General features: G+C 44.4%; 7 protein-coding genes. All 7 read right to left on the bottom strand.

Annotated elements, in window-relative coordinates; all coding sequences use genetic code 11:
- Positions 1–240 precede the first annotated feature (240 nt).
- Positions 241–426 carry an SUMF1/EgtB/PvdO family nonheme iron enzyme gene (locus tag F4X88_15130; protein MYA57619.1) on the bottom strand — a complete coding sequence of 62 codons (186 nt, stop codon included), beginning with the start codon at positions 424–426 and terminating at the stop codon, positions 241–243.
- Positions 427–719: 293 nt separating this feature from the next.
- Positions 720–1,244, bottom strand: a complete 525-nt coding sequence (locus tag F4X88_15125; protein ID MYA57618.1) for a hypothetical protein — start codon at positions 1,242–1,244, stop codon at positions 720–722.
- A 31-nt stretch (positions 1,245–1,275) separates the two neighbouring features.
- A complete protein-coding gene (locus tag F4X88_15120) occupies positions 1,276–1,908 on the bottom strand; it encodes a hypothetical protein (protein ID MYA57617.1) in 633 nt (210 codons plus the stop codon).
- Positions 1,909–2,072: 164 nt separating this feature from the next.
- Positions 2,073–3,026 carry a transposase gene (locus F4X88_15115; protein MYA57616.1) on the bottom strand — a complete coding sequence of 318 codons (954 nt, stop codon included), beginning with the start codon at positions 3,024–3,026 and terminating at the stop codon, positions 2,073–2,075.
- A 296-nt stretch (positions 3,027–3,322) separates the two neighbouring features.
- On the bottom strand, positions 3,323–5,704 hold the full coding sequence (locus F4X88_15110; GenBank protein MYA57615.1) for a hypothetical protein: 2,382 nt from the start codon (positions 5,702–5,704) through the stop codon (positions 3,323–3,325).
- A gap of 19 nt (positions 5,705–5,723) precedes the next feature.
- Complete coding sequence (locus F4X88_15105; GenBank protein ID MYA57614.1) at positions 5,724–6,227, bottom strand: hypothetical protein; 504 nt, start codon at positions 6,225–6,227, stop codon at positions 5,724–5,726.
- A 4-nt stretch (positions 6,228–6,231) separates the two neighbouring features.
- Positions 6,232–6,504 carry a hypothetical protein gene (locus F4X88_15100; GenBank protein ID MYA57613.1) on the bottom strand — a complete coding sequence of 91 codons (273 nt, stop codon included), beginning with the start codon at positions 6,502–6,504 and terminating at the stop codon, positions 6,232–6,234.
- Positions 6,505–6,519: the final 15 nt, after the last annotated feature.

The raw sequence follows: 6,519 nt of genomic DNA, 5'->3' as shown, positions 1-6,519 counted from the left end.
AATTGCGTCACTGGGAATCTCGGGCATCTCTCACGCGTTTTTTCTTGTGAAAAAATGGGGTGTCGTAATATTATTTTAGGTCAGATTTCTGCGGTATGGGTGAGAGGCACATGGTGGACATGCAGCCAATATTTATTGAAGTCTGTTTCTGACAGGTCAACCACAATATGTGTGTAGGTTATCGTCGTGTTCTACAATGAGTCGTTTGTGTTCAAGTTGTTGCCTTTCATCGGTAAATATTCAAGGCGTATATGTCACTGCACAACGAAACCCTACACTGAAGTATGCTTCTGAGGGGGACATGCTGACGCGAGCGGCACAACGCACAGATTCTGCTTTACTTCCCCAAGAACCGCCCCGAAACACGCGATTGCTATCAATATTTACGACTTGTGCTAAATAACTGTTTGTAAAACACAACTTCACAGAAGTGCCATTTTTTTATGTGTTTCTCACGAGTTCTGCCCCTCTTGAGTCCCGTAGGGACGATATGTTTATAGAAAAACGGCATACACCCCCTTTCAGTCCCGTAGGGACGATATGTTTATTTCAGGACTTACGCACTTTTGACTGTCGTCTGTTCTGTGAGATGAGATTTTTCGGAAAACACAGTGTTCAGGTGGAAACCCACACTAAAAGTTTATGCTACAAAAGAGCAGTATGCGTAAGTCCTCTATTTCATAAAACTAAACACCTGTGAAAACAGAAGAAACGAAATGTTAATTAGCACAAGTCGTTATAATAGTATGCACCTGAGGTATATCTCCGAATTTTTTTAGCAGGCTTTTGTGTGCTATACTTAACTGCTCATCTTCAGATAGTTCATTCCAGTTAATAAATTTCCTGCTCATATCTTCTTGGTGCCATGGATCCTGTGATGAGGAATGCGGAAATTCCTCGTCATTCCACCAGTCGGGATCTGATGTCTCGGGTGTTGCTGCATTCTGATTTAAGGAAACATCTCGATGTCTCTCGGGGGGCGCGGGCATCTCTTGTTGCTCAGAGAATTCCCTTTCGTATTGCTTTAACGTTTCGACGAATACCTCGGTTATGACGAATACCTCGGTTATCAGTTTTGTTTCACGAGGGGTGTTTCCCGAATTGGGAGGAGATTGTTGCCGCGTTTCCACGGAAAGTTCTATAGGTCCCTGAGGGAGATTCTGGATAAATTGCCGATTGTGTAACTCTACATAAATTGTGAATCCGATAACTACGACGATAAAGGCTATTGTAAACTTTCGCATTTGAACTCCTTGGACGAATTGGCCAACCTCTTCATTTTCTCTCCTGCATTTTTAATGCGTCTTGGTAATTTTTCAAATTCGATTTATTTGGCCAAAGTGTTGCTATCGCTTTTTTGTAGTTAAGGGTTTCCTCTGATGAAAGTATTCTTGTCCGTTGGATCTTCGTTTCACCTTGTTGTAATGATTCAAATGGAAAGTGTTTTAGGAATATGTCTACCTCGGGAATATCTCCATGCTTTTTTATCAGATGTTCTCGGTTTTTTTCCATGATTTCTTCCAGCGATAACTCTCTTATGCCTGGTTGTTCTTTCTCAGGTTCGGGTGTTTCTGTGAAAGTGTTCGGTTCAGATATATCCTCGGAAACGTTTTTGGGGACAATAACCTCTGATTTCTGAGGGGCTGTCCCTTGAGGCGTGTCTGTAGTGAGCGGAGATTCTTCAATAATGCTTTCGTTTGAATGAGTAGCAGGAGCCGCAGTTTCGGGAGTTTCATTGTTTTCATGTTCATCGATTGTGGATGTATTTGGTGTAGGCATGCGTTTTGTAACAGGCGTTGGGCCTTTAGGCAAATTATCGATAAAACGTTTGTTCTGATATCTAAGGTATAACGTCCAAGCGGTCCCTAAAGTGATAAGAACGATTGCAGTGGCATAGATTCTTTTCATTTCTTAGATCTCCTCGTAAAATAAGTGGGTTGCCTCAAACAAATTATTGGAGAGGCAATCCACAGATAGGTTAGGCTTCGGCACAATGAACATAGGTAACGTAATAAGTGTCATGGTATAGAATTTGTACGTCATGATTAGGATTATCTGGATCGTGATCTTCATCAGTGCTGTTTTGCGTCTCGAAAAGCGGTTTCAATCAGCCAACGTTGCTGATAGTATTGAAGTATTTTGGGTATCTCCAAGGTCAAGTCTGTTGTAAAGACGAGAAAATAGCGATACGGTTTTGAAGGTTTGGGTCGCCTGCGTATGACGACGCGTCGGACCTCTGTGGGACACATTTTCGTCCGCACGACTGCTGCTGCGACTTGATGCGTTTTCTCCAGGACGGACACCGGTTTATACCGGAGGCGTCTGATATTCAGACGGTCTCCATATTTCTTGGGACGTCCGCGCTGACGGACTTTCACGGGTTTCGGGAGTCGATAGAACACGGCATTCGACTTCGCCCGACACAGGAGGTGATGTCCCAAACCCAATAGCATTTCAAAGACCTTTCGGCGTGCGAAAGCACTATCGAAGATGATAAGCCCCCGAGAGAGTTTTGAAGCGATACGTCTCAGAACGGCATCGCCTTTATCGCGAACCGTCTGCGGAACAATGAGTTTCACCCGCACCGGAAAAAGCAACCACTCGGTAGGCGTAGCACATAAGAGTCGCAAAGTCCCAAACTCATGTCCGTAATGGAACTTCGATGGGTTGACGCGACGCGAATGATAACTGAAGTTTCGAAAGAAGTGAAGCCCCCATTGTGAACGACCCGTTTTCAACGCCTGGGTTTGATCATAAACGTAGACCCATTGTGGAAATATCGCTTGAAGATATTTCATCAGGTGGGCAGCGACAGCATCAGGGTCCCAGCTCCCTCTGCAAAGGAACTTTGGAAAAGACCCATACCGCGTCTGGGAACCACTCGCTTGGTAAAGTTGCGTCAAGGTGCCTGAACCTGTGTGGGTAATAAATCCATAGATGAACGCTTGGAAAAGCGCAAAGTTTTGCGAGTTGAACATAAACCGAAACTCTGATAGAATACCTTCTAAGTGGAGAAGCAGGTGCATTGTTTCTTTCCTTTCAAAACAAGCGTTATGTTTATGAAAGGATACCTGCTTTAATGCTTTCAAACACCTTAATTCTTAAAATTGTCCAAACTTTAGTAAATATTTAGAATAGACGGAATTCCTCTTAAAGTCCCCCTGATAAGGGGGATTTAGGGGGTTCATTCCGTAAAAATCGCGTCGTTTTTCTTGAATGTGCGTTCTATCTTCACTGCTCGGACTTTTTTCAAGCTGGCGTTATTTAGGTGCTTTGTGGACATGGTGGTTTCCTAAAGAAGTTATGGTGTTTGTGAATATGTTTATTGAAGTTGTAACTGTGCGTCTATTTCGGAAACTCCTGTTTTGAGATATTTCGGATTCGGTTTTATGTCAGGCGGATAGTGAATCTCCCAAACTTTGACTGCTGTTGCTCCCATTTTGGCGTTTGTGTGAACTGGGAGAAACGCGTCACTTGGAATGCCTCGTAGGAACAAACGGATAGCAAAGTTATCCCAGGCAATGGGCGGCACATAATAGCATTTTTGAAACTTTTGCTGTTCGTCAAAATACAGCAGGATGCCTCCTGTTTCTGAGCTCTCCTGATTTTCGGAGGCTGTGCGTTTTTTATTCTTAAAAGCGACATAAGGGAGGTTTGTAGTTGTCCCATTTTGGCGTATGGCTATAGCTGAGATGGGCATGTTGTTTTCCGGATGCATATTAATCTGGATGTGATTGAAAAAAGACCTCTCTTTTTCAAAAGACAGAAATAGGTGTTCCTGTTCGCTCAGTGTTTCTCGGAGTTCAATGATTTCAAAAGATGGGTCTTGTTCTGAACGGCTCCCAATAACAGAATAGACCGGGGAATCGCTAACGACATCGACTTCAGTGAGCATTAAGTGGGTCGCCTCATGACTTTTTAGAAATTCAAGTGCCTCTTTTTCTGACTGTCCACAGAAAAGATATCGGTAATAGAGATGTATCCAATGCTGTATGAAATGGTCCTGATCTGTAATCGTTTTGACACCACCAAGGACGTTGAGTTGGCCGCCGTGTATCCAGTCACCTGCAATCACTGCCGTATTTGGGAGTTCTGCTTTCATCCATTGAAAGGTTTCAGCAACAGTCCTGTGTATGGGGTTGCTTCTGCGTGCATGGGTCGCAGGCAGGATATTCTGCGCGTACCCGTATGGAAAAGGTATCCACATAAAAATTGCAAGGAAGATCACCGCTGTTCCTACTTTTATGACGCTCCAGGGTAAATATCGTCTGAAGGCATTACTTAATTTTATGCTACAGAATTGTATGAGTTCCGCAGTAAAGAAAGCAAGGGCAAGGCTGGTAAAACTGGAATATCGTTCAGCATCGCGCGAGAGGGAGATCCAAATCAGAAACCAAGAGATGGCGGCAACAAAAGCAAATTCGTTTTTCGGGTGGAAGTTAAATCGCCAAACCATAAACATTAACGTCATCGCAGTGGCAGCAGCAGCAACGAAAAAGAGGATATTGTTATTTTCTGCTCCCCACAAGGCATCTGGATATTCTCGAAAAAAGGTGGTGAAGGTAAAAAGTGTGAAGGGAATAACAAGCACAACACCATGATTTTTCCACTGGTGCAGAGCAGAAATCATGACACCGATGATGCTCAACACAAAGATATACCCGTAGCGTATTATCCAGTAGTATGAATTTGTGTCTCTGAGCTCACCAACGTTTTGCATGAGGGCATTTTGACTCAGGGGGACGGTCGTCTCTGCAAAAGTGTTTCGTTGTATTAAAACATAGCCGGTTGCGAGAACAACACTTGCCAACGCTAAACTGAGGGCAAGGGTACGGGCATGGGGTTGGAGTTTTTCCACTTTGGAGAGTAACAGGTGTCGGAGTGCTCGGATTCCCAGCAGCATCATCGGGGTCACAAGCACAAAAACGAAAAGGTGTTTCGCAAAGCCATACCCATTCCGGTAGGCAGGGGATGATAGATAGAGTGTTGGAACAAAGCAGCATACCCATAGGGCACAATGCCCTAACCCTTCTTCTGTTTCAGAAGAGAGAAACCTATAGAGTTCTACAATGAGGATGACGCTCAGGAAGACACCAAAACCTTCCCAACTTAGTCCACCGAGAAAGACGATCAATCCACTTGTAAGCGTCCATATCAGCCGCTTGCGTGATGTTTCGATTTGTAGAGAGACAAGATATGTAACAACCGCGAGGAGACCGAGCATTAGACACCATGCATCTCGGTCACTGAATCCAGCAGTACTTCTATTGATGGCACCCGGGAGAGTAGCCAAAAGTACACCAACAACACTTGAAAAGAGGGTACCATAGGTGTAGTAAAGAAATATATAAAGCACGCCGAGTCCGATACAAAAGCAAACGGGAGGCATGTAGAGTGCCACGTGATAAAGCGTGACGCTTGGAAAGACAAGCCCTACTGCCTTATAGGCGTAAGCGAGGACGTAACCGTAAAGGTTTAGGGCTTGCCCGTTATCTCTACCGAGGGGCATCCATCGGTGCATATCACGTTCTGGCAGTTTTCCTAGTTCCGATATCTGTTGTGCCTGAAAATAGTAGGTGTAAGCGTCAACACCCGTGAAATGACCTTCAGGGATAGCAGTTGTGCTCTGAATGCGAATCCAGAAAGCAACAATCAGAATTGCAGACAGAAGTATTGATTTGAGTAGTGTTGAGATGCTGAACATTGTTTCGGGGCCTTAATCCTCAATCCTCTGCTTCAGGGACAGTAGACGTTTCATCACTGGTATCCTCTTTGATCCTGTAGATAAGCACAGGGGCACCCGTTGGAATTCCCAATCTTTTGTATCGCCGTCTATCCGATTCCAGTGATTTTAACATCGCCTTTGCGACAGGCATGGGATACAGGTGGACTTCTGCAGTATAAAGTTCTATCGCCTCATCAATGTTCAGTCCGATGCCGCTTCCAAGTTTTTGTTTGAGTCGGATATAGGTGCGGACCTCTGGAATATCTCCGAACTTCTTGACGAGGGGATTGTGCGGACTCGGATTGTCAGGATCATCGCGAAGCGGATTAAATCCGATGATGAAATCTGCTTTTTGGGTATCCTGTTTTTTGGCATCCTGTCTTTGGGGTGTGAGCTCGGGAACCGATGCGTTTTGAGACGTTTCGTTAACGGGTCTCACACTGCAACCCGAGAGGAGGGCGATGAGAATAAAACATCCGAGTAACGTCTTGAAAGTTTTCATGGTTTTACCTCACGATTCGAGTGCTGTTTGGATACGCAGTGGCTCTTTTCTCCAAGAAAATCTCAAGCGTTTTCTTGGTTCTTGGATCTGGCCACAAAGAGTACTGGGCTCTTGTAAATTCAATGTGCTCATCCAAGGAGAGCGGTTGATTCTTGAGTTTTTTCTCGTTTAACGCTAAAAATGTGTGCACTTCTGGCGTGTCGCCAAAACGTCGAAGTAAACTGACACGCATTATATCTAACCCAAGTTGCCAGTTAGTAATGAGTTGTAAATCCATGGGATATCCTTTATA

Source organism: Candidatus Poribacteria bacterium, assembly GCA_009839745.1.
GTDB lineage: Bacteria > Poribacteria > WGA-4E > WGA-4E > WGA-3G > WGA-3G.
Note: the sequence above shows the minus strand (reverse complement) of the source record. Positions and strands in the feature narration are given on the sequence as shown.